Origin of the sequence: Microvirga sp. GCM10011540, from assembly GCF_042650665.1 — a bacterium.
Lineage (GTDB): Bacteria > Pseudomonadota > Alphaproteobacteria > Rhizobiales > Beijerinckiaceae > Microvirga > Microvirga lenta.
The window spans coordinates 1-23,857 of the sequence record NZ_JBHSBQ010000131.1; the positions used below are offsets into that span (position 1 = coordinate 1).

Below are 23,857 nucleotides of genomic sequence, written 5' to 3' on the forward strand. Positions count from 1 at the left end.
AGCGCCGCCGGCGCTCTGTGCCGAGAACTTCGATCTTCATTGATCTACTGACCTTAAAGCTAGCCTTAAGGTCAGAACGTCACGTGCAAACAGCACTCTCACAAGAGGGCCCACGCCGAGTGCTTACCCTGGATCATCTCCCGGATGCCCGCCACCTTGTGGGCCGCCAGGTTGTCGAGCACGACCACATCACCGGGCGAGAGCTCTGGGATCAGCACTTGCTCGACATAGGCGCGGAAAACCTCACCGGTCATTGGGCCATCGAGCACCATCGGAGCAATCAGGCCGCTCGCGCGCAAGCCTGCCACGAGGGTAGTGACCTTCCAATGTCCCCACGGCGTGGCATCTACCACGCGCTTGCCCTTGGGACCCCAGCCATAACGGCGCGTCATCGTGGTGGTGGCGCCCGTCTCGTCCAGGAACACGAAGCGGGTACTATCCATGTAGCGCTGCCACACACGCCAGCGCTGGCGCTCGCGGGCTACATCCGGCCGGTCCTGCTCGGCCGCCCGACTGTCTTTTTTTGTGCCGCAGGCCAAGCCGGCGCAGGGTGAGCAGGATGGTGGAGAGAGCCGCCACCACGATCCCGCGGGCTCTTAACTCAGCCCGGATCTCGGCCAGCGTGATGCCGGACTTGGCAGCAACTAAGCGGCGGAGTAGGTCCTCATGTGGTTCCAGCACCGGGCGGCGATGCCCACCAACCCGGTCAGGGACGAGCGAGCCAGTCCTGCGGACCCGCTGCATCAGCTTCACGGCAGCCGACGGGCTGACCTCGTAACGTGCGGCAGCCTGGCGGATCGAACTGCCCTTCTCAACGGCCCGGGCAATGCGCCGGCGCAGATCCTGTGATAGCGGTGTGGTCATGGTGAGCCTCGCTGCTCACGCCCCACTCGCTACGGAATCAGACACGTCGATTCCGTTCAACCCCAAACTGCTCTAGCCTTCCTCATTGCGGGCCGAGTGGCTGCAGCTCGGCTAGCCGGCCATACTCATGATTGAAGCGTTCCGTTGATGCGCGAGCAAAAATCAGGAACGGGTTATCGTGCCGACGCGGAGCCGGCACCTGCCGTCGCGTGGCTTCAGCGACAAACGCATCCAGGACCTCGCCTGACCTCCGACACTCCAGGATGAAAGCATAGCCTTCCTTAATCCGGCTAAAGGCGCGCCTATGCCCTTCTGCCTCAACGCCTGTCTGCTCAATTGCAAGGGAATTAAGATAGTCTAATTTTGTAAGGACGTGCTGTAGCACGTCCTGCTCCCGGCCTGCAGTCTCACCGACGGCCTGTTCATCACTTGATTGGTTGGTCATACAGGTTCCATCCAAGTTGAGCTGGATGGTATGCCGTGCTTCCAGAAGACAGACGCGGCGGCACACCACCCTGCTTAAGGGTTGATGTCCGCCACCGCGCAGTGGGGTTATAGCCCGAGTTTTTTACTTACACTCATTGATCAGGGCCCTGATCACCCCTCTCTTGGTCTTCTCAAGAGAGATTGAGTGCCAAGTCACTCTTAGTTCTGTTTGGGATTGACAGAACTAAAGTGCTCGCCGGGTTTGCCCGCCGGATCGCTCCGAACGTCTCTGCCGAGCACTATAAGCTGCAACAGAGGGGGTTAGAGGCGCAGGTGCCTCACAGATGCTTGAAACTCCTCTACCATGCAGAGGAGGCGCGAGGGACCATATAGCCTCAGCGGCGCGCTCAGACAAGATTATAGATGGAATATATTTGTCGCACCGCACGCAGACTAAGATCCCAGATTTCCTTTGCTAGCGAATACATATGTCATACTGGTTATCGGCTCACCAATGGCAATCATGATTCTTGCTGGCCACAAGCACCTTTCAACGACGCAGCGCTATATCGACGTCAACGACGAGATGATGCGCGCTGCGGTCGAAGTGCTTTAGACAAACCGTTATTCTCCGCCCACGACAACGTCCCTAAACTTCTCGCAAATCTCAAATCTTTCGCATCTGAGTTTTGCGAATGTGAACGTCTCGGGCAGCCAGCGTCCGCACCCACTCGCATACACGGGCATACCCCCCTCTGCGGTCCAGTACGGATTGCAAGTCGGCTAAAGGGTGGCTGAGAAAACGGGGTCAATCTAAAGTGGTATGAGAGCCTCATGTTCTAGAAACCTTCTCGTCAGCATGTCTAAATTCTGGTACAAAATGTTAGATCCTGCAGAGATACTATCTACACTAGTTGTCGCGTGCCCATCCCAACGTGATTCAAAGGGCTACCCTGACGGAGGTCGGAGAAATTGGAGATCGCGATGTCTCGATCGTCTGACACTGGACTCGGCCTGGCGGAATATCTGACAGCACTGCAGGCAGAATTGAGCACGGCCGGCGCGCAGGCAAAAAGGAACGATTCCAAATTCAGCATTGATGGAGTCACGCTCCAGGTAGATATCTCATACACGCTCGTTGCATCTGCGGACTCGCCGACGAGCACTAAACCGCAATTCTGGGTACTCGGACCCGCGACACAGGATACCAAAGACGGCAACTCCCCGGTTCATCAAACTAACAACAACTAACCGTGCGATTGTCCCCAATTCCAGAGGCCGCCGACGAGAATGGGGCCAAAGAGGTCGAGGTCTCATCTGTTTCGCCACCAGCCCGTTCTACAGTAAAGAACGGCTAACGAGAGACCGATGGCAAACCATGATCCGATGACGTGAACTACGAAAAGACTGTTACTAGTTCCGTCCCTGCTTGCGGGAGTGCTTGCGATGGATGTGCTAAGGCTCGGAGAACCGAATAACTTCTGGAATGCGCCGGCTTATACGGTCAAGGTGCGCGGGCTGCGATATCTATGGGGGTCGTCCGGCCTCACACAGAATCTTAAATTTGAGAAAGCCTTCATTCTCCACATCGCAAACGATAAGGCCGGTGAGCCGATTACGGTTGGAACGCTTGTCGCGGGGGGAGCCAAAACAGGACTGGGAACCATAGAGCCGGGCGAGTGCCTCTCGGTTTCCGTGAACGATATTTCGGGCGTTTACGCGGAGTGCGCCACCGATTCAATCGTGCACTGTTTGATTTACTAAGCTAGCCGCCAACGGGGAAGATCTGCAATGGGCACTGCAAATATCATTGCGATGGTCGCACAGCCTGTGCACGCATCCTATCTTTGCTTCGAAGTTGGCGGCATTCTTGACACGTGTAGAGCCCAACTAGGCGCAGCCGTGAACGTCATCCCATACGACCAGTTTAGTGGGACTGTGAAGAACGGCGGGACGATCGCCGGCGACCCTTCACGTCTCCAATTCGATTCTGACGGAATCGTGAATTTTGCCCAAAATTTTTCCCTGGCTACCCTCAGGAATGAGGACAGGAAGGCCCTCCTGGACAAGGCCGTCAATACTCGGCAAAACGTCTACTTTTCGAGGCATGCCAACTCTGCTTCAGTCATTTCAACAATTAGGGGCAACTACTCCAAAACTTCGCCGGCTTCGACCCCGAACCTGCTCGAAATTCTGAGCGACATTGCCCAACAACAGTCGATGGATCTCCAGGAGGCCTACAGGGAGGACGACCGATTGGGTGTCGTGAAGGCGACGAGCAGCAGCTTTGAAACAACAACGACGAGCACAGGGCGGGCTCAGCGAATCGGTAAGTTCTACCAGGAGAGTGTGGCGAGGACCTTTAGTCAAACGTCTCGCATCCCGGCAGAGCCGTGGGAAGGGGCAGATCCTTATAAAGATAAACCTATATGGAACAGCTATTATAAAAAGGCTGCCTACACCAGTGTGCCTTCTGGAACCTTACCTGTGCAGACGACCGGGGTAAATTACGAAATGTCGAATAACGACGGCACTGCGCGGGCTACGCAATCGTCAACACATGTTGATTATGAATACAGAACACCTTTTCTCGAAGCACGAGCGAGAAACCTACGTGCTCAAATAAGCTTAAGGGATCAGAAGTTTGAATTTTTTATGTTCGGGCAGACTGTACCACACTTAGAGCAGATTTTTGAAAATGAACTCGCATCTCTCGACAGCGATGTCTATCAACTTCAAATCGCGTTGTTGAGATCGTTCCTGACATCGCCGGTTCCAGGCATCGTCACGGGCATCTACAAAAATCCCGGTGACGCGGTGAGCGCAGGCGAACCCGTAGTCCGAGTCGAGGACAATGCGGTCATCCATCTTGTTGCAAATCTCGTACACTATGGGCCGATTCCGGTTGGTGCGACCGCAACCGTGACGACAACATTGAACGGCTCTGCGGGCGGGACCACGAAGCTTACGGGAAGCGTTGTTGCGGCTCGCGGAGCAGGAAGCGGCGGCCGTTGGGAGGTCATAATAAAGGTCGACAACTTAGACAGTGGCGGCAATTTCATAGTTCCGCTCGGCTATAGTTTTGATGCCGAGTATACCGTCATGACAGTAGTCTGAAGACAGCGTCCTTATACAGGATATTTTGTTGGTTCGGCGCGAGCTGCTTCTAAGTGATTGAGTGAGATCGAGCAGGACTGCCGCCGCGATATAGAGGAGACGCCTCATGCCTGGCGAAGGCGAAACCGGTGGTGGCGGCGGTGGAGATGGAGGTAGCGGTGGATCGGGAGGACCTAACTATAGTGATATCGAAGCTATTCTGCGCTATTTAGGACATTTGCCGATCGGTAAGGACGGTGACTTTACTGGCAACGCCGGCTACTTTGGAGACAATATCGGTCCGGTCGGCTCCAAGGAGCCGGAGAAGTACGAGGATCAATCCACCGCGTTGATCAATGCACTTATGACGTCGTTGGGAAGGATCTCTGGCGGGCCGCCGCGAGCACGTGATGAGAACCAGCGATCACGGGGAATCGAGCCCTATAGTGGCGCCACAATGCCGAGAGAAAACCTGTTTTCCTTTGTCGGCGCCGACGTCGATATCTATTCTGGCCTGCCCTTGGGCATCGAGGACCCGAATCCCTTTACGGGACTGCCTGCTTCCGATCCGTTCGCCAAAGCCGAAGGGCCGGAGCGCATGCGGAGCGGCGCACCGTTCGGCGCCATTCGGCAGACAAGCCTCCTTTCGTCTCCTTATCTGCTTGCCGAAAATGATACCGTCACACGCAATTATAGCCGGGCCCCGAGTCCGCCGACCATGAAAAGCGATTTTAACCAATCCAGCGTCGCAAACTTAATTCAAGCCGAGACGGATGAAAGCTATGCCGCGATTCAAGCCCTTACGGAAGGAAAGGCAAGAATCATCGGCATTACTAATGGTTTTGACGTGCACGCGGCTGCGGCGAAGGCCGTGCAAATGGCACAGAGCGATGAATATAGACTCGCATCTACCGTCAACCAGCTACGCGACCATCCACTGGAAATCCGGCATTCCGCAGTTTCGACTGGTCTCGGACATTTCGCTAAGGGCGTGTTCCTGGCAGGGAGCGGCGTGCTGACGCTCCCGGAGTTGCCTCCGATTGGTGCAATGGGCCTTGCGGCCGGCATCGCTCAGGCTTCCTCAGGTCTCGTCTTGGCCTTCAGCGGCGCGGACATCACAGAAACGATTCGTATGAGCGGCGATCTCGATTACGTCTTCGATCTGACGTCATCGCCCATGAAGATAATGTTTGGAACTACGGGGCTCGTCCTGTTCGGTGGAGACGTCGAAATGTCACATCGGTGGGCTCTCGCAGGTGGCATTTTCGAAGATTTGGCGACACTCCGCGGTGACCCCTCTAAACTTTACTCGGCCTTAATTCCGGGGGTGGGAACAAAGGCCGAAAAAGGGGCGTCAGCGCTGCTCGTGAAGGACGTGGTGGCGCTCGGATACAAGGCGCGCGCCGAGAGCGTCGAGCAGGTTGTGGCAAAGCTCAACAGGAATTTCACCGTTGAAGAATTGAACGCGATTGGAGCGTTCCGGGAGGAGTTGGCCGCAAGTGGCCGATTAGATCTTGCGGGACAAGCCGGTCATGCTGCGGCGGGAGCGGCAGGTGGTAGCGGTGGTGTCGACTTTCCGAAGTTTGGTGGCGCTTTTCAGCAGGAGCTGAAGCTTCACGGTCCGTATACCGGGGTCGTTCAATGGCACTTGGATAAGGCTTCGACCCAGAGCCTCAACTACAGCATCAAATCTCAGTTGGAGACCCGTGCTTTGGGCGAGCAACTGGTCCCAATCCGCTCGGTCAAACACATCTGGATCAGCCCGACCGAAGCCGTGAAGTCTGTCGGAAGGTGATGAAGCTTCTACCCGCGCGGCCGAGCAATGGAGTGCAGGACAGCAGCTGGGCTAACTGGGAACCTCGATAAGCAATTGTTATACGATAAGCATTAGCAAAGGAGAGCGCAATGTCCCAGTCAATTCGACTTATCTACCGGAACGTGCAGGGAAGAGTACGGTTAAATCACAATTGGGGTGCTATCAACAAAAGGTCTGCGGTCATTATTACTGCCGCGGAGTGGAAGCCCGTAAATCCGCCAAACCCGGACGACATGACGGGTCGTCCGCATCTAGGTGACGCGAATATCTATGTGACCAACATAGGCCCACACGATCCTGAAGGAGGTCCCGGAGGCGTCGAGTTTTACCTACATGTCGATTTTGACAGCCCTCTGCACGTCCAGGTTACAATTACTGTCCTAGATCAGGTTGACGGATATCAAGTTATTGGATGAGTCACCAGATCACGTGCGCGTTGACGCGGAGCGACGACAGATACTTCAAGCGATCAGCTTAGGACACTGATAGCTCTCGTCGGCATGCCTATCGGAACTGTTGCATTAACCCTGGCCTTATAGGTTGGTGCGGTTCGTCAGAAACCGCCTCGGTGTCGATGTACAAGCGCAGTCTCGCGTCCTGTTGAGATCATCCTGGTTTGCGTGCGTTGGTGCTGCAGGTATGTAATTTTCTACCGTGATTTGGTGAAGATGATTTAAGAGCATGGCGTCGAGGTTGACCCATCCACAATCTTCCGGTGGGGCATAATCCACCACTGCACTTAGAGCACGACCAGCCTCTCGCTCGGACTGATCACACTGCTCCACTGCATCGTTGCGCACGGTTGAACAACGATCAATATGCACCTTTGCTAACCGATCGTATTCACCTGAGCTTGTTGCGATGACCTGACTTGCGGCTTGGGCGAGCCAATCTGTTGCGCCTTTTTCATCGCGGCGAGGTTTGGAACGTAGGAACGCGTTGGCGGAGAAGACATGGGGTGACTGGGGCGATGGCAGCCCCGGCGCTCAGGGCGAGGCTGCTCTCGGGCTGGGCAGGAGTGTCGCCGCTATGACGCGGAAGAGGTCAGCGTCCGGACAGCAGGACGCAAAGGCCAAGCGGATGCGGCTCGCCGTTTCCTGGACCCGCACGGCGATCTTGAGCAGGCGCAGCCGCAGCGTGGCGAACTCGGCCCAGGCCAGATCGCGGACAGTTGGGATGGCCTCGCGCACGGACAGCATCAGCCAGTAGGCAGCCGTATGCAGCACGAGGCGGACCTGGTTGGCCACCGCGCGGCGGCACGAGGTTCGGTCGGAGGCAAGTTGCGCTTTGTGGAACTTGATCCAATTCTCCGCCTGACCGCGGGCACAGTACAGGCCCTCGTAGACGACGCGCGGGCTCGTCCCGGTCAGGTTGGTGACCACAAAGCGGATGTCGAGCCCGAGGCGGGTCGCCTCGATGCGGGCGATCGCGCGACGCTCGCCCGACCAGCTTTTGGCCCGGTGCCTGGTCTCAGCGAAATCCCGCACCACCTCACGATCCTCGATCGCCCGTCGGGTGCGCACCGCATCGGCGACATCCTGCACCTTGCTGGTGAGCGGTCGGCTCCCGGCCAGCCCGAACAGATAACTGAGGCCGCTCTGCTCGCAGAAGGCCATGACCTCGGGGCGGGCATAGTGACTGTCGCCGCGGATCGTGATCTGCGTGGTCGGCCAGCGCGTGCGGATGCGGCGCACGAGGCGTCGCAGATGCGCCCGTACCTCCACGCCGGAGGGCGTCTTGCCCGGCCGCAGCACGACGGCGACCGGTCGGCCGGTGCTGTCGTAGACATGGATCGGCAGAAAGCAGCGCTCATCATAATGGGCGTTGAACAAGGACAGTTGCTGGTGCCCATGCACCACGTCGCAGGTGTCGTCGATATCCAGCACCACGCCATCCGGTGGGGCGGCATAGCTGTCCATCCACTGGTCGACCAGGGCATAGGTCAACCGGATCGCATCGCGGATCGTAGGCGCATTCTCCAGACGCGAGAGCGTTGGCTGCGAGGCCAGATCCACCCCCGTCTCCGGCAGGTGCCCGCAGGCGAGCTTGAAGGCCGGATCCGTCCGCAGCGGATCAAAGTCGTTGCAGTCCTCGTAGCCGCAAGCGATGGCGAAGATGCGGGCGCGGATCATGTCAGGAATGGCGTGCTTGGTCCGCTCCGGGGTGCGCCGGTCCGGGATGAGGTGCGCCAGTCGCTCGGCGATCCCGAGCCGGCGCTCGGCCTGGGCGAGGAGCATGACGCCGCCGTCTGATGATAATCGTCCAGCATCGAAAGCGGCGGTGATCTTCTTGCGGGACACGGCTGGAAACGGAAACGTTGCGGTTGTATCGTCCGGCATGGCGGGTGTGGCACAGTGCAATCAGTGGCAGGGGTTGGTCTCAGCAACCAAATCCTACGCTGCCTCAAGGCCTTAAGCTACATCCGCCAGCCCTCTCCAGCCACCTCGTGCATAAGAACGGCTAGCTAGCCTGTTCGGGGGTTAGGGTTTGATGCGCGCCCCAAGATTTTCTCTGTATCCGCTAGGAGGAACTTCAGCATCTGCCCCTCCGCTTTCTGGCAAGCGTCTATGTGCCGCCAATAGGTCGCCCAGCGCATCCACTTCGGCTTGAACGGCAACTTCTCCGTTAGGTTCGAACTGCCACCAATCCGCTTCCGGGCCTTACGGGTCCTCCTGCGGGCTTGATCCAGAGCACCCTCCCGCTGCACGGCATACCCCAGGCGATAAGCTTTTTGGGACGCGAAGATGCGTGCCCCATATGGCAGATACAGCTTCATCACGCGACGGCCTGTCGACGGGCACACAAACCACCAGCGCCGACCACCATAGGGTGGAGTGGTCGTGACCAGGTGGATCCTCTGCCCTCCCACGCGGAAAGGTTCTCCAAGCGAGTTGAAACGGTTGATGCTAGCCATTTCCAGAGTGCCGGTATTCTCGCCGAAGGCAGCCTGATACTCGATGTAGCAAACAGGTTGCCTGCTGTTCGGCCATGTCCATTGCAGATTTCCGGATTGCGGGGAGCCTGACCCGAGACCGGCGCGTATCAGATGCCGAAGGTCAAGCGTGATGCTGTTTTCGACCGTTGGACGCCCGCCGCCACTTCTCGCCATTTATTCGCCCTCCATTCCTAAATTTTCTGGCAAACGCTAATTCTCTACGCATAAAAAATTCGACCCCCACAATTCCTACACGTCTTGCAGGGGTCCATGAACTTGAGCACTCGGCTCAGCCAGCTCCCGCTCTCGCCCCTTCTATGGTTTGATGTCGGCCATGATGATTTCTTCGGCAGAGGCTCGGACGAAGGTGCGCCCGTCCGAGAGACGGGCACTTGTTGCCGTGAGGCCAATCACCTGCGCACCCTGAAGTGCCCAAGCCAGAGCCGTGGGCGTGAACTGCGGGCTGATGATGTCGCGAGCCGTCCACCCGAGCCGCTCGGCCGTGCTGCTCCAGCTGTCCAGAAACACACCAAAATCGTTGATGGCCTGGTACCAGCGGGCCACGTCCACGCTCGCCGGTCGAGCCACCTGCAAGGCCGCGAACACCCGGGCGAAGGCGGGGGAGACCCCGCCCTCCAGAGCCATGGCTTCACGCTCCTCGAGGTTACCATTGGAACTTGCCCGGCATGCACCCTCCTCGTGAACGAGGTGCGGGTATTTGAAAGCCGAAGCCGGTGTCACAAGCGTCCCAATGCCGCGTGACAGGTAAGTGCTTGCGCCGCCTGGCATCACAGCGTCACAAGCATCACGCGCCTTTTTGGGCGGGGTGGCTTTCGTCAGCCGGGCCAGGTAAGCGCGCAGCGCCGGAAGGTTCGGTGCCATTACGCCCCCCACGTCTCAAGGGCGTCCGCCTTCACGGCGAACAGGTTCTGGGTGCGACCATCAATGCGCTTGGCCAGCCGGTGGGCCGGATCCGCGCTGGTGACAAGCACGCCGTTTTCCGCCAGCAGCTTCGCGACCGTGGAGGGCTGGCCGACACCGCCGACAACCTCCTTCCAGCCCGTGGCCGTGAAGCCCCACACCAGCTCGCCGTCATGCAAGAAGCGATAGCCCAGCAGGTCGCGGATTGCGCCATGCTGGACCGGGGTCGACGGATCGGTGAACGCCATCGGCTCAAGATTGCGGAAGCGGCTCTCGCCATGGCTCTGGGTGGTGGCGCGCAGCACCTCCACAGCCGTCACGAGTTCGCCCGGTCCTTCGCCACCTCGTGTGCTCCGCAAGGCCTGAAAGCACGCTACAGCAGCCTGCTCCGCCTCGCCTTCAGCCCACGGCAGGTCCAGGATTACCTGTGCTAGCTCACCGGCCACAGCCACTAGAGCAAAGCGCGCGGCGACGCGATGCGCCTGTCCGTCCGACGGCGGAATGCCATCGAGGAGCTTGCTGGTGATCTCCCGGATCCGAATACGCGCTCCACTTTCGACTCCTATCGGATCTGCGGCCAGACCTTCAATGTATGCCAGCCCAACCGTGCCGTAGGTGCGTAGCGCCGCGTTCTTGAGCTCCTTCGAGAATGCTGCCGGCTCCATACCCTTTGTGTCTTCGAACGTGCCGTAGCCCTGGCCGGCATCCGCCGGGATATCCGGCATGCGCGCGAGCTGACCTGCCCGGGGCTGGCGACCGCCCTCGGCGATCTTGTTCGCCAGAGTGACCTCGCCTGAAGATAAGAGCATGATACGCCAGCTCGCCTGGCTCTTGAGCTCCGCATTGCGGGTCGCGCGTGCCCGGCCCATGCCGTTGATCAGCATATACACGGTGCTGCCGATCGTGCGGCCATCGGCCTGTCCCATCTCGTCCAACACCAGAACAGTACCGGAATGAGACCGGGCAATGCTTTCGAGACCGTTCTCCGTGCCGTGCCAGGATTGAACAAAACCCATCCGACCACCGCCACCGAAAACACTTCCTGCCACTACGAGCAGCGTGGTCTTGCCAACACTGGAGGGACCGACGAGATGGAAACCACCGCCCTCCCCCTGCAGCAGATCGTTGAGCGGGCCGGCGAAGGCCACGGAGCAGGCGAACACTGCGCGGGTGTTGCCCGAGCACAGGCGCGCCACCCCTTCCTTCCAGTCCTCCAAGGTACCGGCGGTGGCATAGCGGGCTGCATCGGCCTTGCCCTCGAACATCATCTGCTCGCCGGCGGCGGCGCCGATGGTGCCGGTGGGCAGAACGAAGGCATAGCCGTACCAGCCAGCCTGCTTCACCAGACGCACACGCATGTCGCAGGTGAGCCCGAGCAGAAACTCCTTCAGCAGGCTCTTATGAGCTGCCTTGGGCGAGATCCACAGGCCTCCGGACGCGAGGGGACGGAATACGTCCGCCCCCTCACCAATCAGGTCTGCCTGAGGGAGAACCGCCAAATGGGGCTTACCATCGCGGTCCTTCCAGGTCAGGAGGATACCCCAATCATGACCTTTCGGATCGCGAGCGAGACCACTCACCACCAAAGGACCGGCTATCTTGACCGGCGCACTGCTTTCACTCTTGCTATAAAAAAGGCCGCTATTCTCCAGCAGGAAGCCGTCCGGCAGAACAGGAGTGGAACCCGACGTGTTCGGCGGAAGGTCGGCCGCGCCAATGTAATTTTCGACAGGAGCGTCCATCTAGCCCTCCCTCGAAGCCGTCGCCGCGGATGCGACGAGGATGCGCGGAAGGGGCTGCACGAGCGCAGCGGCCAGCTCGCGGCTGTGCTTCTTGTCCTCCGCAAGCAGCGGGCCCGCATCGATCAAGTAGTTGCGCGCCTTATGGGTATCGGCAATTACGATCCCTTTGCCGCCAGCGTGCAGCCAACCCCACGGCGTACGATGCACGGGCAGGCCTCCGGACAGACGCGGACGGAGAACCGAGTTCTGCCCGAGGGCCCAGCCGACCCCGAGCCAGGTGCCGAAGCGGTCCGTCTTGGGATCCCAGGCTGCAAGGTCTACCAGACGGCCATTGAAGTCGCGGATCGGGAAAACAAAGGCCGGCTCACCCTCCCCGTCTCCGCAGGAGCGGCACAGCTGCGAGAACGCGAAGCGGTAGGCACCAGCCCACACGACCGTTCCCTCGCGGATTGATGCCTTCGTGAGGGTCTCTTTGTCGACGCCCTGGTGCTGGAACTGCGCGACAACGAAACCGGACGGCTCCCAGCAGGAGGCCAGAGTCCCGCCAATGAACTCCAGAGTGTGGGCACCCTGCAGGCCATCATGGTGGTGGCCTTCGATCCGGCGGCGAAGAGCAGAAACAGCAGCGTTAGAGCTGACAAGCAGGCGCTTGTTCTGCGTCGACAGACGCGACCGGCACGCGGCACAATCGTGCTGGTAAGATCCTGAAATTTTCACGTGAAAGTTTCCAAATTTCCAACCCGAGCGAGGCCGCGCGCAAGATGAAGGTCGCTTGTCTTCGGGTTTGGTGTGGAACGTCGTCAGAGGTGGTGGGCCGGACTTAGCGGCCCTCCAGCATCTCGCGAATGGAGGCAACGAACACGAGGCGGCGGCGGCCGATCGTGACGGTCTTCACCTTGCCTTGGTTGATGAGCTCGTAGAACTTGGTGCGGCCAAGACCGGCCAGACGGCGGCCCTCGTTGACTGACACGACAAGGGGCTCTGAGGGGGAGGCGCGAGGGTGCATAATGATCTCCGGGTTGAGCTGCTGTATGCGAACAACAGCGTTCCTCCAGAGACTCCAGCGGAAGCGGGAGATCAGATACGTCGGGTTTGAACTTTCTGCATCCCCAACTGGACGTATTTCAGCGTTTGAGCGCTCTTTTCAAAGACCTACGACTAAGATTCTTCTTTATTCCGAGCGTGGAGAGTAGTGTGGTCACAACCTTCCCGAACGCGCCGTTGGGTTCATCACCCGGCTCTTGATCGAATGCTCGTCTCCATGCGTGACCCAACAATCCGATCAGACGGATTATCGCGGGTGGCGGCCCCACGTAATTGTGCTGTGGCGGCAGGTCAGCATAGGACGCAATCACCTTGCTTGCGGCCGCTGTGAAGATGCCACACTCCCACTGGAATCGATCGAGGAGATAGTCGGATGACAAGCCGATGCGCCAGTTAATGCCGTCCTCACTTATGGGAACAACTCGTCCCAGCATCGTTTTTGGACCGAAGGGGACCTCATCGGTAGCGATACTCATAGCACCGGCGCTCTCGCCGGCTGCAGCATTGGCAGCCTCTTTCCAATGTACGTGCAACCATGCCCTAGCCTCATGTTCTGCGGCGAGGTCGAACTCGGCTCTTTGCCACTCCGGTAGTCTCGACAACTCCTTCTGCAATCCTTCGAGGTGCTTTCTTATGCGCTTGAATTCTGGTGCATCACGATTAGGACCCGCACCGCTACGAAGACGGGTACTTTCAAGGGCAACTCCTATACCAGCCATAAACCGGATCTGGCGCGTCTCCTCGCGAAAGACGTGGAGTCGCCTCTCCTTCAATTCAACCACTACAGCCCTGCGCACCTCTGGAGTGAGAACCAGCCTGCTTACATCGACCTTCCAGGGCCCACTGCTGCTCATGAACTCTCTCCTGATTGCGCCTCTTGCCTTTTTGGGTTTGACAGGGGGTCTCCCCGTGCCGACTGGGAACTACGGCTGAAGCTCACAATGTTCAGCCCACTGCTCCATTAGGGCGCGGCGCTTCTCGAATAGATCCGTCCGGCGATACGCCGCCTCGACTTTGTTCTCAATCACGTGAGCCAATGCAGCCTCCGCCACCTCACGCGGCACACTGGTCTGCTCGGCGGCCCAGTCGCGGAAGGCTGACCGGAAGCCATGAACCGTCGCGTCCACCTTCATCCGCCGCATGACCATCTCCAGAGCCATCGTGGACAAAGGCCGATCCCGCTTCAGGCCAGGAAACACGAGATCGCCGGTCCGGATCTCGCTCATTCTCGATAAGATCTCCTTAGCCCGCCGGGAGAGCGGCACCCGATGCTCGCGGCCTGCCTTCATCCGCTCCTTGGGGACTGTCCAGATCCCCTTCTCTAGGTTGAACTCCTCCCAGCGCGCACCCATAGCCTCACCGCTGCGAGCGGCAGTCAGGATCGTGAACTCCAGACAGAGCGCGCTCACCGAGCCGGTCTGGCGCAGACGGGCGACGAGCGGTGGCACCTTTTCGTACGCCAGTGCCTTGTGGTGGCCACGGGTGAGCTTCTGCCGCTTTGGGAGCAGATGATCGAGGTGTCCGCGCCAACGCGCTGGGTTTTCGCCGGTCCTGTAGCCTTTGGCTTTAGCGGCATCGAGCACCTTCTCGATTCGACCTCTCAGACGGGAGGCGGTCTCTGGGACCTTGCTCCATAACGGCTGCAGAATGCTTAGCACATGCTCGGTGGTGACCGCATCCACGGGCATAGACCGGATTGGCTCGCAGTAGGTGGTGAGGGTCATACGCCATTGATCTCGGTGCTTAGGGTTGCGCCAGCCGGTCTCAAGAGCTGCCACAACCTCGTCCGCCATGCCCCCGAACGTCGGGATCGTCCTCTCATCGCCGCGAACTGTCAGAGGGTTGCGGCCTTCGGCCAGTTGAGCCCGCGCCTGAGCCGCGAGTTCGCGGGCTCGCGCCAAACTGACGGTGCTGGCACTGCCAAGGCCCATCTCCCGAAGTTTGCCGACACCTGTCTGGCTGGGTTCTTTCCAGCGGAAGAGAAACACCCAACGGCGGCGGGATCCATCTGCGGAGATCGCAAGGTAAAGGCCCCCACCATCAGCATGCCGGCCTGGTTTCTTAAGGGTCGCGACAGCTCGGGCGGAGAGCCTGCTCGTAGTTCGTGCCATGTCCGTATCTCAAAGCGGCCCCAACACGGGCCCCAACAACGATGCCGGATTGTGGCGATCTTTGGCGAACAATGCCAGCCGTAGAGTCGCAAAATTCTCAGAGAAATCAGGGATATTGCGAGCACCAGCGATCATCCCTGTACTGGAGTACGACGGACCCCCTCTCCGCCATTGTTCCCTAGAAGACCTTGTCCATTGAAGCCCGGCTCGGGTTCGCAGCTGCCGTCCTGCCACAAGAGGCACGAACTGACGCTTGCGGCGCCCCCGGAAACATCCCCGAAGCTGATCTCTGTTGCCGCTGTGGTGTCCCCGGAGCGCTCCGTCGTTCGTGGGCCGAAGCCCCGTCGCAGGGGTAGATACGGACCGGAAGGGCGCCGGATGCGGCCTAGGGGCGATCAGGCGCAGCCTTATGGGGTTCCACTATTGCCTCTCCTCTGGCAGCCCCACCGTCACATCTGCAGGGAGCATTCAGGTTGGTGGAGCTAGCCTGCTCTGCCTGATTCGACGGAAGGAGCCTGCACAATGGATGGGTGGCAACCTATCGAGACGGCCCCGAAGGACGGAACGGTTATCCTAGGCCGGATAACGCTTCCGGATGGAGAACGCACTGCAGTGCTGAAATGGGATGCTCCGCGTGAGGGCTGGTGTCAGGCCCGGTCAGGATCTGCCTTGCTCTTGTTCCCGCAAGAGTGGATGCCGGCGACCCCGAGCGACCAGAATTCCGACACACCAAGCAGCAGCAGTTCGATGTCCTCCGCTGAGCCATACCGGGAGCGACAGATCAAATCTCGATCTGAATGAAGGCCGCAATCCAAAAGGCCGCCGAGACGAGGAGGGCTCCGACCATAGCGGAGGTGAGGAGGCTCGGGGATCGCATTGCAGCCTCTACCAGCATAGATTGACTTGCCGGATGAACTGCCCAATTTTGGATCAGTTCCATCATACACTGCACAGCTTTGCCCTCGTGCGGAGCTTCCTGCGGAACGACGCCTCTCGAATATACCAGATGCCCCTGTTGTTCAGGACCGCCCATCGGGCTCGCGGAGAAGCATTTTCCATCCGAGCCGTCTCAGGCTATTCCATTGCGCCTGCCGAATGAAGCTTCGACATCCGGCCAGGCAGCTTTGCCCAATGCCTTATGAACCTGCATTTTGCGTGACGGACGCGAATCCGTGAGACAGTATCCGCGTCCATCACATTGGCGGTGTTAGCGTGGGTCGACGTAAAGCTTGCCACCGCCGGCCAGAAACTCTTGGCTCTTGGCACGCATACCGGCCAACTGCTCCTGAGCCTCAGGGGTCATCGCCGCCACCTCCGCCCGTAGATCCTGTGTGATCTTCATCGAACAGAATTTCGGTCCGCACATCGAACAGAAATGCGCCACCTTGTGCGCGTCCTTCGGCAAGGTCTCGTCGTGGTAGGCGCGCGCCGTATCCGGATCGAGAGACAGATTGAACTGATCCTCCCAGCGGAAGTCGAAGCGGGCGCGCGACAACGCATCGTCCCGAACCTGCGCTGCCGGGTGCCCTTTCGCGAGGTCCGCCGCATGGGCCGCGATCTTGTACGTAATCACCCCCGTCTTGACGTCATCCCGATTTGGCAGGCCGAGATGTTCCTTGGGCGTCACGTAACAGAGCATCGCCGTGCCGAACCAGCCGATCATGGCAGCACCGATGCCCGACGTGATGTGGTCGTATCCGGGAGCGATGTCGGTGGTGAGCGGGCCGAGAGTGTAGAACGGCGCCTCTCCGCATTCGCGGAGCTGCTTGTCCATATTCATCTTGATCTTGTGCATCGGGACATGGCCAGGCCCCTCGATCATCACCTGACAGCCCTTCTCCCAGGCCACCCTCGTGAGCTCCCCGAGGGTCTCCAGCTCCGCAAACTGGGCGGCGTCGTTCGCATCGGCAATGGAACCGGGGCGCAGCCCGTCGCCCAGTGAGAACGAGACGTCATAGGCTCGCATGATGTCGCAGATCTCATCGAAATGCGTGTAGAGGAAGCTCTCGCGATGATGCGCCAGACACCAGCGCGCCATGATCGAGCCGCCGCGGGAGACGATGCCCGTGACGCGATTGGCCGTAAGCGGCACATACGGCAAGCGAACGCCCGCATGGATGGTGAAGTAGTCGACGCCCTGCTCGGCCTGTTCGATGAGGGTGTCTTTGAACACCTCCCAATCGAGCTTCACCGGATCGCCCCCCACCTTTTCCAGAGCCTGATAGATCGGCACCGTGCCGATAGGCACCGGCGAGTTGCGCATGATCCAGGACCGGATGTTGTGGATGTTGCGACCGGTGGAGAGGTCCATCACCGTGTCGGCGCCCCAACGGATCGCCCAGACGAGCTTTTCCACTTCGTCGGCCGCGGTCGAGATTACGGCGGAATTGCCAATGTTGGCGTTGATCTTGACCAGGAAGTTGCGCCCGATCACCATCGGCTCCAGTTCCGGATGGTTGATGTTGGCCGGGATAACGGCGCGACCTCGGGCGACCTCCTGACGCACGAATTCCGGGGTGATGAATGGCGGAATGGCGGCGCCGAAGCTCTCTCCATCGGCGATCCGCACCTCGGCCTCCGCCAGCATGGCTTCCCGGCACAGGTTCTCGCGATGTGCGACGAAGATCATCTCCTCGGTGACGATTCCGGCTCGTGCGAACTCGTATTGCGTGACCATCTGGCCTAGCGCGGCACGGCGCACGATGCGCTCGGCCGGGCACGGCTCCACAAGCGCGTCAGCCGAGACATTTCCGTTGTCCTCGGGCCTCACCGGCCGGGCCTCGATCGCCGCAAAGTTCCGCGCTGCAATCCAGGATTCGCGCACGAGTGGAAGCCCCTTTCCAAGATCGATGGCCGCTTCGTCCTGGGTGTAGGGGCCAGATGGATCGTAAACGCGCACGGGGGCCTCATTGGGATCCGTCAAAACGATCTCGCGGAAGGGAACCCGGATATCGGGGTGACCAGCTGGCACGGCATAGATCTTGCGCGATCCCTGAATCGGGCCGGTGGTTACGGATTGGGGGACACCCCTGGGCTTATCGACGAAGATGGTCACTGGATCTCTCCTCTTGAACAAAGGGAGATCCGGGCAAAGCGAGCTGAGGGATAACGTCGTGCTCGATAGTTCCAGTCCCTCCGCCGGTATGACCCGGATCAGGTTCAAGGGTCACGGCGGATCAGCCGACTCTCAGCCCCTCACAGGGCTCCCCTCGGAACAGCACTGATCTTCGGCGAGGCACTCCTGGCTGTCAACCAGCATGCGAGCGGACGACGCGATGCTTGCCAAGAGGGCGCGATGGTACTATCTCGCAGATATCTCCTTGGGGTGCCCATCCGGGCTGAGAGGTCTCGTCGAGACCAACCCATCGAACCTGATCCGGATTATGCCGGCGGAGGGATTGCGAGATGACGAGGGCGCCAGACACCTTTCTTCCAGCATTGGCCGGGACTCTGCTCGAGCGCCTCCGCAGCGAGCGTCCACGCGTGCATGCGATCACGAACGCGGCAGCGCAGACCCTCACGGCCAATCTTCTGCTCGCAGCTGGCGGGTTACCGTCCCTGACCGTCGCGCCGGAGGAGGTCGCGGCCTTTACCAGCCGCTCCGCCGCACTGCTCGTCAATCTCGGCACGCTCGACGGCGACCGCCTCGCAGCCATCCCCCAAGCCATCGCGACCGCCCGCGCTCACGCCAAGCCGTGGGTACTCGATCCCGTGTTCGTGGAATCCTCTCCGCCCCGTCTGGAACTTGCCCGCGCCAGTCTTGCAGGCAGGCCAAGTGTCCTGCGGTGCAATGCGAGCGAGTTCATGGCTCTTGCCGGGAATGATGCGGCACCTGAGGCCGTGCAGGCATTCGCAAGCGCCCATGGCACTGTCGTGGTCGTCACCGGTGCTGCGGATGTGGTCACGGACGGTGCACACACCCTTCGCATCGAGAACGGTCATCCCTTGATGACCCGAGTGACCGCCATGGGATGCGCCGGAACGGCCCTCATAGCAGCCTTCACGGCCCTGCACGACAATGCGCTCGAGGCCGCAGCCTCGGCTTTGCTGGCCACCGGAGTCGCTGGAGAGATTGCAGCCCGTGGCGCAAACGGACCGGGCACATTCCAGCCCGCCTTTCTCGACGTGCTCTTCAACCTCGATACGCCAACCCTCGTCGCCTGCGGGAGAATCCTATGAACCACGTCGATCTCAGGCTCTATGGCATCATCGACCCGGAACGGACTGGTGGCAGAAATCCTGTCGAACTCGTCAGACAGGCTGTCGCCGGTGGTGCGACGCTCATCCAGTACAGGGACAAGCATGCGGAGGGCCGTCGCCTTGTGGAACTGGCCCGCGCGCTCAAAATGGCTCTTGAAGGGACCCGTGTGCCGCTCCTGATCAATGATCGCGTCGATATCGTTCTGGCTGCAGGAGCCGACGGGGTCCATCTCGGGCAGGAGGATCTGCATCCCGAGGATGCACGCAAATTGTTGGGCCCGCACGCAATCATCGGTCTGACGCTCAAGACGCCGGAGCACGCCGATGCGCTCGCGCACATGCCGGTCGACTACGGCTGCATCGGCGGCATCTTCGCAACCGTGAGCAAGAACAATCCTTCTCCGCCGATCGGGCTCGACGGTCTGCGCGCAACTCTAACACGCGCCAGAAACGCAAGCCGAGGTCCGGTCGGCGCCATTGCGGGAATCGATGCCTCGAATGCAGAACCGGTCATCGCTGCAGGCGCTGACGGAATTGCAGTCATCTCGGCGATTTTCATGGCTCCTGATCCACAAGCCGAGGCAGCCCGGCTGCGGCGGATAGTCGATGAAGCGCTGGCCTCGCGGAGCGTCCTGGCATGACAGCCGTCGCAGTCACCATCGCAGGTTCGGATTCGGGCGGTGGAGCCGGGATCCAGGCGGATTTGAAGACCTTTTCGGCTCTGGGGGTTTATGGCGCGAGCGTCATTACGGCACTGACCGCGCAAAATACCCTAGGCGTTCAGGGCATACACGATGTTCCGCCCGCCTTTGTCGAGCAACAGATCGACAGTGTTTTCTCCGATATATCGGTCGATGCGGTGAAGATCGGCATGTTATCCCAACCCGCCATCATCGAAGCCGTAGCGGAGGGCCTCAAGCGCCACCATGCGACACAGGTCGTTCTCGACCCCGTAATGGTGGCGGCCAGCGGTGACCGTCTGCTTGCCCCGGAGGCCATCGATGCATTACGCCACACCCTGCTTCCCAGGGCGCTGATCGTCACGCCTAACCTTCCGGAAGCAGCCGCCCTTCTCGACGAGCCGATGGCCTCCGATGAGCGTGCGATGCTCCGGCAGGCCGAGCGGATCCTTCGCCTCGGCCCCAGGACCGTTCTGGTGAAGGGTGGACACGGCTCAGGAGCGGAAAGCATCGACATCCTTCTGGATTCCCAGGGCATGCATCGATTCACGGCTCCCCGCATCGAGACGCGCAACACCCACGGCACCGGCTGCACCTTGTCCTCGGCCATCGCCGCTGGGCTCGCCAAGGGCCTCCCGCTGACGGAGGCCGTTGCCGCAGCCAAGAGCTTCATCAGCGCCGCCATTGGCGCCTCCGGCCAACTCCAGATCGGACGCGGGCACGGGCCCGTGCATCACTTCCATGCCCACTGGTCCTAAACTCTCCCGCCGCATGGCGCTCGGCATCGGCGCCGCGTCTCTCGCGACACCGACTGTCGTTCGCGCCCAGACCCTGCGCTGGCGCATGGTCACCTCCTGGCCGAAGGGTCGCACCGGCCCCGGCATCTCCGCGCAGCGGATCGTCGAGCGCATCAATGCCATGAGCGGTGGACGGCTGCAGATCGACCTGTTTGCAGCCGGTGAGATCGTGCCGCCGTTTGCAGTGCTCGATGCGGTCTCGAACGGCACCGTCGAAATGGGTCACACGGCGGCGCTTTACTGGCAGGGCAGGATGCCGGCGGCAGGCTTCTTCACGAGTGTCCCTTTTGGCCTCGGCCCCATCGAGCACCAGGCATGGATCGAGTTGCGGGATGGGCAGGCGCTCTGGGACGAGCTTTACAATCCCCACGGCGTCCGGGCGTTCCTTGCCGGGAACACAGGCCCCTCGATGGGCGGATGGTTCCGGCGCAGGCTGAATGGCCTTGAGGATCTGAAGGGCATGCGCCTGCGTGTGCAGGGCCTGGGAGCAGAAATTTACGCCAAGCTTGGAACCGTACCCATGGCGGTTTCCGCCGGCGACCTGCTCCCGGCGCTCGAGAAGGGCTCCATCGACGCGGCGGAGTTTCTGGCGCCGGCGACGGATCTTGAGACAGGTCTGCCGAAGTATGCGCCATTCTATTACGCACCCGGATTCAACAAGCCGAACGGCGCCAGCGAACTTCAGATCTCGCTTTCGGCATGGGATCGGCTCTCGCCGGACCTGCGCCATATCGTAGCCGAAGCCTGCAGAGCCGAACATTCCCTAGGTCTCGCCGATGCCCACCAGACCAATGCTGTCGCGCTGACGGAAATTCTCGGCACGTATCCGGTGAACCTTGAGGCTTTTCCCCGCTCCATCATCGATGCGGCTCACGCAGCTTCAACGGAACTCCTCACAGAGATCGCCTCCACCTCCTCTCTCGCCGGTCGCATCGTGGAGAGCTACAGGAACGCCCAACGTGACCTTCGAGGCTGGTCGACACTTGCCGCCGATATGGCCAGAGCCAACACGCGCGCATCCTCGGCGGCACGGTAGATGACGGTGGGAACTAGCATGGATGCTTCGGGTCGCACCAAGAGATCCCAGTCCTTCGGGAACCTCCGTCGCTTCGTGCTTGTCCCAGGCAGTTGCTGAGCGCCAGCGTGGGGCTATCTCCGTCCGTGGGCCATTGGCCGACTTCCGGATGTGCCGTTGTCCGATCTTTCAGGATCGGGCTGCCCTTCACTGCAGCACGGACGCGATTCTCCCGAAGGCTGTTTATCAAGCCATCGCAATCGGCTAGGTGATGCCGCAGATGGAATGCACCTTAAGGACTACGGCGATGAAGACGATAGGTTTGATCGGGGGCATGAGCTGGGAGAGCTCGGCGCAATACTATCGCATCATCAACCAAGAGGTGCGGGAGCGATTGGGTGGGGCACACTCCGCGCAAAGCTTGATGTTCTCCGTAGACTTCGGCGAGATCGAACGTCTGCAGCACGAGGGCCAGTGGTCAGTGCTGACCAGCAGGATGATCGAGGCCGCCCAACGCCTCGAGCGCGGTGGCGCAGACTTCTTCCTCCTGTGCACGAACACCATGCATCGGATGGCCGGCGAAGTTGCCGCGAGCGTGTCCATCCCCATGCTGCACATTGCCGATCCGACGGCAAAAAAGATCAAGGAGGCCAGCTACAGCCGTGTTGGCCTTCTCGGTACGGCCTTCACGATGGAGCAGGAGTTCTACAAGGGCCGGCTGGTCTCAGAATACAGCCTGGATGTTCTGGTGCCGGAGCCTGCCGACCGCGCGGTCGTGCATCAGATCATTTATCAAGAGCTGATCGCAGGCCAGGTTCTGTCTGCCTCCCGCAGGAAATACTGCGAGATCATCCAGCGCCTGATTGAGCATGGCGCAGAGGCGATTGTTCTTGGCTGTACGGAAATCATGTTGCTGGTGCAGCCCGAGGACAGCCCAGTCCCATTGTTCGATACGACAACCCTGCACGCTCAGGCTGCGGTGCAACAGGCGATCGCGGCCGGAACCGTTTAAGAGCATTGCTCCCTCGGCATTATGGCGCCATCAACAGGTCGCCGACCAGCCAATCTGCGTCGCTGTCGAAAGGGCGGAACCCGCTACCGTTGCACCACCAGACAGGAGGCTGGGCCTCTCGCACGGCGAGCGATGGGTCTTCGCCGTACCGCGTGAGGCCTGCGATCTGCAAAAAAACTACCAGTGGTGAAGGCTTGACCTCCCGGAGGCCTCATTCAGGCCATAAGCGAATCGGGAGAACCGGAGGCGGCGGTCTCCTCTGTTCCCCGTGAAGGATGAAAGACCCTCGATATGCCCCAAGCAGCTTTCGGCATGTGTTTCCCCCTGTCCAACGCCGAGGATCATGGCGAGGAATCCTCCATCGTGTCCCCTCCGGCAGAAAGTGTCGATCTCCGCCGTTCTGACCGTTGCGCCGCCTCCTCCGCACACTTTTCTACGTGAGCGGCTCGGTTGATGACCTGAAGGTTAGGCGCTCCCCAGAAGGCCAGCAGTTCCGGCCAGGGCTTCGTACGAGACTGGGACCACACGGCGAAGAGCGGAACCCGATGGTCCACCTCGGCGGTCCTGAGCAGGCGACGCCCGGTCGTTGCGCATTTCCGGTTCTGGCGAAGCTTCAACATTCTGAGGTGATCGGAAGGTGCGGTCCAGAACTGCCAGGCCGCAACACAAGCGGCATGCCAGATGGCATTCTTGTTAGGCTTTCCATCACCCCAAAGATCGCGGTGCCATCCCAAACGATAGACAGGCTGCCCACAGACGCAGCAATGCCCCGGCCCGCGCGAGAAAGCGGGCTCCCGATAGGGCGAAGGCGGAGTGCGGAACGATATCGGCAGCCCCTCCTCCTTGCCGGATCCGAGACGCCAATGCCAAGCTGCAGGCTGCCCGCTCTTGGCTGCGAGTGCCCGTGCCAATCGATCAGCCAGAAGAGGGCGATGTCGCCAGTACGACTCCATTGCACGACGCTGCGTCGGAGGAATCAACGGCTGCCTGAGCGCGTGGGACACGACGCATGCGGGGAAGTGCTCGGAGAGACGCTTCTCGAGCCGGGCACGGGCCTTCTGGTTTCGCTCGTCTCGCCAGTTCGACATGTCAAATCCGCTGCCCTATGCAATTCATCATCGTTTTTGTAGCCGCCGACATCACCGACTGCCTCGCCCTGGCAAGATGCAGAACAGGAATTAATCATCGCTTAACCCTA

General features: G+C 60.3%; 21 protein-coding genes and 2 riboswitches. Of the genes, 9 read left to right on the top strand and 12 right to left on the bottom strand.

The window, feature by feature from the left end; all coding sequences use genetic code 11:
* Positions 1 to 98: 98 nt before the first annotated feature.
* Positions 99 to 443, bottom strand: coding sequence for a transposase (locus tag ACFOYU_RS19275; protein WP_377034855.1), 345 nt, complete (start codon positions 441 to 443; stop codon positions 99 to 101).
* A gap of 223 nt (positions 444 to 666) precedes the next feature.
* Here ACFOYU_RS19275 and ACFOYU_RS19280 point away from each other — a divergent pair, with 223 nt between their 5' ends.
* On the top strand, positions 667 to 849 hold the full coding sequence (locus ACFOYU_RS19280; protein WP_377034856.1) for a hypothetical protein: 183 nt from the start codon (positions 667 to 669) through the stop codon (positions 847 to 849).
* Between the two features lie 97 nt (positions 850 to 946).
* Here the strand turns inward: ACFOYU_RS19280 and ACFOYU_RS19285 are convergent, their stop codons facing one another.
* A complete protein-coding gene (locus ACFOYU_RS19285) occupies positions 947 to 1,309 on the bottom strand; it encodes a hypothetical protein (protein WP_377034857.1) in 363 nt (120 codons plus the stop codon).
* A gap of 965 nt (positions 1,310 to 2,274) precedes the next feature.
* Between ACFOYU_RS19285 and ACFOYU_RS19290 the strand changes: the two genes are divergently transcribed.
* The 3 genes from ACFOYU_RS19290 to ACFOYU_RS19300 all read left to right on the top strand — a co-directional run bounded on the left by ACFOYU_RS19290 (position 2,275) and on the right by ACFOYU_RS19300 (position 6,181).
* Entirely contained in the window at positions 2,275 to 2,541 is a 267-nt protein-coding gene (locus ACFOYU_RS19290) for a trypco2 family protein (protein WP_377034858.1), read from the top strand.
* Between the two features lie 540 nt (positions 2,542 to 3,081).
* On the top strand, positions 3,082 to 4,407 hold the full coding sequence (locus ACFOYU_RS19295) for an HlyD family efflux transporter periplasmic adaptor subunit (RefSeq protein WP_377034859.1): 1,326 nt from the start codon (positions 3,082 to 3,084) through the stop codon (positions 4,405 to 4,407).
* Positions 4,408 to 4,513: 106 nt separating this feature from the next.
* Positions 4,514 to 6,181, top strand: coding sequence for a hypothetical protein (locus ACFOYU_RS19300; protein WP_377034860.1), 1,668 nt, complete (start codon positions 4,514 to 4,516; stop codon positions 6,179 to 6,181).
* 1,007 nt (positions 6,182 to 7,188) lie between these two features.
* Here the strand turns inward: ACFOYU_RS19300 and ACFOYU_RS19305 are convergent.
* From ACFOYU_RS19305 to thiC, 9 genes are all read right to left on the bottom strand, one after another.
* The gene (locus ACFOYU_RS19305) at positions 7,189 to 8,541 is read right to left on the bottom strand and encodes an IS1380 family transposase (RefSeq protein WP_377034861.1); all 1,353 of its coding nucleotides are present in this window, start codon (positions 8,539 to 8,541) and stop codon (positions 7,189 to 7,191) included.
* A 125-nt stretch (positions 8,542 to 8,666) separates the two neighbouring features.
* A complete protein-coding gene (locus tag ACFOYU_RS19310) occupies positions 8,667 to 9,311 on the bottom strand; it encodes a hypothetical protein (protein WP_377034862.1) in 645 nt (214 codons plus the stop codon).
* A gap of 141 nt (positions 9,312 to 9,452) precedes the next feature.
* Complete coding sequence (locus tag ACFOYU_RS19315) at positions 9,453 to 10,019, bottom strand: hypothetical protein (RefSeq protein WP_377034863.1); 567 nt, start codon at positions 10,017 to 10,019, stop codon at positions 9,453 to 9,455.
* A complete protein-coding gene (locus ACFOYU_RS19320; RefSeq protein WP_377034864.1) occupies positions 10,019 to 11,800 on the bottom strand; it encodes a DUF927 domain-containing protein in 1,782 nt (593 codons plus the stop codon). Before ACFOYU_RS19320 ends, ACFOYU_RS19315 begins: the two co-directional genes overlap by 1 nt.
* Positions 11,801 to 12,517, bottom strand: a complete 717-nt coding sequence (locus tag ACFOYU_RS19325) for a hypothetical protein (RefSeq protein ID WP_377034865.1) — start codon at positions 12,515 to 12,517, stop codon at positions 11,801 to 11,803.
* A 103-nt stretch (positions 12,518 to 12,620) separates the two neighbouring features.
* Positions 12,621 to 12,770, bottom strand: coding sequence for a helix-turn-helix domain-containing protein (locus tag ACFOYU_RS19330; protein ID WP_377034866.1), 150 nt, complete (start codon positions 12,768 to 12,770; stop codon positions 12,621 to 12,623).
* 154 nt (positions 12,771 to 12,924) lie between these two features.
* Complete coding sequence (locus tag ACFOYU_RS19335; RefSeq protein WP_377034867.1) at positions 12,925 to 13,698, bottom strand: hypothetical protein; 774 nt, start codon at positions 13,696 to 13,698, stop codon at positions 12,925 to 12,927.
* 69 nt (positions 13,699 to 13,767) lie between these two features.
* Positions 13,768 to 14,955 (bottom strand): tyrosine-type recombinase/integrase, encoded by a 1,188-nt coding sequence (locus ACFOYU_RS19340; RefSeq protein WP_377034868.1) that lies wholly within the window; start codon positions 14,953 to 14,955, stop codon positions 13,768 to 13,770.
* 1,207 nt (positions 14,956 to 16,162) lie between these two features.
* The gene (thiC, locus tag ACFOYU_RS19345) at positions 16,163 to 18,010 is read right to left on the bottom strand and encodes a phosphomethylpyrimidine synthase ThiC (protein WP_377034869.1); all 1,848 of its coding nucleotides are present in this window, start codon (positions 18,008 to 18,010) and stop codon (positions 16,163 to 16,165) included.
* Positions 18,011 to 18,067: 57 nt separating this feature from the next.
* Positions 18,068 to 18,175: riboswitch (TPP riboswitch) on the bottom strand.
* Positions 18,176 to 18,266: 91 nt separating this feature from the next.
* Positions 18,267 to 18,370: riboswitch (TPP riboswitch) on the top strand.
* On the opposite strand from thiC, the gene thiM reads away from it, so the two are divergent.
* The 5 genes from thiM (at position 18,361) to ACFOYU_RS19370 (ending at position 22,659) form a co-directional block, all read left to right on the top strand.
* Positions 18,361 to 19,134: a hydroxyethylthiazole kinase gene (gene thiM, locus ACFOYU_RS19350; protein ID WP_377034870.1), complete on the top strand. Its 774-nt coding sequence runs from the start codon at positions 18,361 to 18,363 to the stop codon at positions 19,132 to 19,134. Its footprint overlaps the riboswitch before it by 10 nt.
* A complete protein-coding gene (gene thiE / locus ACFOYU_RS19355; RefSeq protein WP_377034871.1) occupies positions 19,131 to 19,796 on the top strand; it encodes a thiamine phosphate synthase in 666 nt (221 codons plus the stop codon). The genes thiM and thiE overlap by 4 nt, the downstream gene beginning before the upstream one ends.
* The gene (gene thiD / locus ACFOYU_RS19360) at positions 19,793 to 20,593 is read left to right on the top strand and encodes a bifunctional hydroxymethylpyrimidine kinase/phosphomethylpyrimidine kinase (RefSeq protein ID WP_377034872.1); all 801 of its coding nucleotides are present in this window, start codon (positions 19,793 to 19,795) and stop codon (positions 20,591 to 20,593) included. Before thiE ends, thiD begins: the two co-directional genes overlap by 4 nt.
* A complete protein-coding gene (locus ACFOYU_RS19365; RefSeq protein WP_377034873.1) occupies positions 20,577 to 21,668 on the top strand; it encodes a TRAP transporter substrate-binding protein in 1,092 nt (363 codons plus the stop codon). The genes thiD and ACFOYU_RS19365 overlap by 17 nt, the downstream gene beginning before the upstream one ends.
* Positions 21,669 to 21,954: 286 nt before the next feature.
* A complete protein-coding gene (locus tag ACFOYU_RS19370; RefSeq protein ID WP_377034874.1) occupies positions 21,955 to 22,659 on the top strand; it encodes an aspartate/glutamate racemase family protein in 705 nt (234 codons plus the stop codon).
* Positions 22,660 to 23,000: 341 nt separating this feature from the next.
* On the opposite strand, the gene ACFOYU_RS19375 is transcribed toward ACFOYU_RS19370, so the two are convergent.
* Entirely contained in the window at positions 23,001 to 23,747 is a 747-nt protein-coding gene (locus ACFOYU_RS19375; protein ID WP_377034875.1) for a hypothetical protein, read from the bottom strand.
* Positions 23,748 to 23,857: the final 110 nt, after the last annotated feature.

What these genes read in the sequence shown, in the direction of transcription:
- ACFOYU_RS19335 (WP_377034867.1), bottom strand. Translation starts at nt 13,698, where the DNA reads ATGAGCAGCAGTGGGCCCTGGAAGGTCGATGTAAGCAGGCTGGTTCTC.
- ACFOYU_RS19375 (WP_377034875.1), bottom strand. Translation starts at nt 23,747, where the DNA reads ATGTCGAACTGGCGAGACGAGCGAAACCAGAAGGCCCGTGCCCGGCTC.
- thiD (WP_377034872.1), top strand. Translation starts at nt 19,793, where the DNA reads ATGACAGCCGTCGCAGTCACCATCGCAGGTTCGGATTCGGGCGGTGGA.
- ACFOYU_RS19300 (WP_377034860.1), top strand. Translation starts at nt 4,514, where the DNA reads ATGCCTGGCGAAGGCGAAACCGGTGGTGGCGGCGGTGGAGATGGAGGT.
- ACFOYU_RS19340 (WP_377034868.1), bottom strand. Translation starts at nt 14,955, where the DNA reads ATGGCACGAACTACGAGCAGGCTCTCCGCCCGAGCTGTCGCGACCCTT.
- ACFOYU_RS19280 (WP_377034856.1), top strand. Translation starts at nt 667, where the DNA reads ATGTGGTTCCAGCACCGGGCGGCGATGCCCACCAACCCGGTCAGGGAC.
- ACFOYU_RS19275 (WP_377034855.1), bottom strand. Translation starts at nt 443, where the DNA reads ATGGATAGTACCCGCTTCGTGTTCCTGGACGAGACGGGCGCCACCACC.
- ACFOYU_RS19305 (WP_377034861.1), bottom strand. Translation starts at nt 8,541, where the DNA reads ATGCCGGACGATACAACCGCAACGTTTCCGTTTCCAGCCGTGTCCCGC.
- ACFOYU_RS19370 (WP_377034874.1), top strand. Translation starts at nt 21,955, where the DNA reads ATGAAGACGATAGGTTTGATCGGGGGCATGAGCTGGGAGAGCTCGGCG.
- ACFOYU_RS19310 (WP_377034862.1), bottom strand. Translation starts at nt 9,311, where the DNA reads ATGGCGAGAAGTGGCGGCGGGCGTCCAACGGTCGAAAACAGCATCACG.
- ACFOYU_RS19315 (WP_377034863.1), bottom strand. Translation starts at nt 10,019, where the DNA reads ATGGCACCGAACCTTCCGGCGCTGCGCGCTTACCTGGCCCGGCTGACG.
- thiM (WP_377034870.1), top strand. Translation starts at nt 18,361, where the DNA reads ATGACGAGGGCGCCAGACACCTTTCTTCCAGCATTGGCCGGGACTCTG.
- ACFOYU_RS19290 (WP_377034858.1), top strand. Translation starts at nt 2,275, where the DNA reads ATGTCTCGATCGTCTGACACTGGACTCGGCCTGGCGGAATATCTGACA.
- ACFOYU_RS19285 (WP_377034857.1), bottom strand. Translation starts at nt 1,309, where the DNA reads ATGACCAACCAATCAAGTGATGAACAGGCCGTCGGTGAGACTGCAGGC.
- ACFOYU_RS19295 (WP_377034859.1), top strand. Translation starts at nt 3,082, where the DNA reads ATGGGCACTGCAAATATCATTGCGATGGTCGCACAGCCTGTGCACGCA.
- ACFOYU_RS19365 (WP_377034873.1), top strand. Translation starts at nt 20,577, where the DNA reads ATGCCCACTGGTCCTAAACTCTCCCGCCGCATGGCGCTCGGCATCGGC.
- ACFOYU_RS19320 (WP_377034864.1), bottom strand. Translation starts at nt 11,800, where the DNA reads ATGGACGCTCCTGTCGAAAATTACATTGGCGCGGCCGACCTTCCGCCG.
- thiE (WP_377034871.1), top strand. Translation starts at nt 19,131, where the DNA reads ATGAACCACGTCGATCTCAGGCTCTATGGCATCATCGACCCGGAACGG.